General features: G+C 70.7%; 1 protein-coding gene. It reads left to right on the forward strand.

Annotation, left to right across the window (positions count from 1 at the left end):
• Positions 1-1,089, forward strand: a 1,089-nt coding sequence (locus WEB03_RS02680; protein WP_368069426.1) for an RNA-guided endonuclease InsQ/TnpB family protein, incomplete at both ends; no start/stop codon positions are given.

Genomic DNA, 1,089 nt, shown 5'->3' on the forward strand with positions numbered 1-1,089 from the left:
ACTGGGCGATCGAGCAGGCCCGTGACAACCTCGCGGTGCGCCGTGACGAGCGTGCCCGTGGTGTCCCTGACGACGAACTCACGCCGGCGCTGTCGTGGTCGCGCGGATCGCTGATGCGCGAGTGGCGGTCGGTGCGTGACGAGGTGCACCCGTGGCACCGGGACGTGTCGATCCACGCGTTCCGGACCAGGATCGACAACGCCGCGTTGGCGCTGAAGAACTTCTCCGAGTCCCGCACCGGCAAGCGCCGTGGTCCTCGTGTGGGCTTCCCCCAGTGGAAGGGTCGCCACTCGCGGCAGGCGGTCACGTTCGTCGAGCTCGCCGACGGTGTCGACCATCGCCACTGGATCCGGCGTGACACCCGCGCCCACGTCAGGTTGATGCTGCCGCAACGTGCCGGGGACGGCAGCCGGGAGCGCCGCCACACCCGTCCGAGGTCACAGCAGCCCGGCGGCCGGGACCGGCGGGCTGAGGTCGCGTGGCTACACACCCACCAGCCGGGCACGGTCCGTGAGGTGTGGAAGCTGTGCGAGTCCGGCAGGGCGCAGGTCCAGGCGCTGACGATCAAGTTCGAGGGTGGTAGGTGGAAGGCGGTGTTCCGTCTGCGGCTCCTCGACGGTTCGACCCGTCTCCGGCAGCCTGGCGAGCCGGTCAGTCAGCACGGCGGCGCGGTAGGTGTGGACCTCGGGCTGACGCACCTGGTCACCCTCGACCGGCCGGTCCCGGGGCTGACCGACGAACACGGGCACGTACCCAACCCACGGGTGCTCGACCAGCACCTGGCCCGGCTGCGCAGGCTCGACCGGGCGATCGCCCGGTGCGAGAAGATCTCGAAGAACCGGACCCAGCTGCTGCGCCGACGGGCCAAGCTGCACGGCAAGATCGCGGCGACGCGCAAGCTGTACCTGCACGAGCTGTCACGGCGGCTCGCCGGCGGGTTCGACCTCGTGTGCGTCGAAGACCTCAACGTGGCCGGGATGGCACGCCGCAACGGCCTCCGTAACGGCCGCAGCGTGGCCGAAGCCAGTATGGGCGAGCTGGTCCGTCAGCTCGAGTACAAGACCGCCGACCGCGGCGCGGCCCTGGTCA

Source organism: Nitriliruptor sp., assembly GCF_040882075.1.
GTDB lineage: Bacteria > Actinomycetota > Nitriliruptoria > Nitriliruptorales > Nitriliruptoraceae > Nitriliruptor.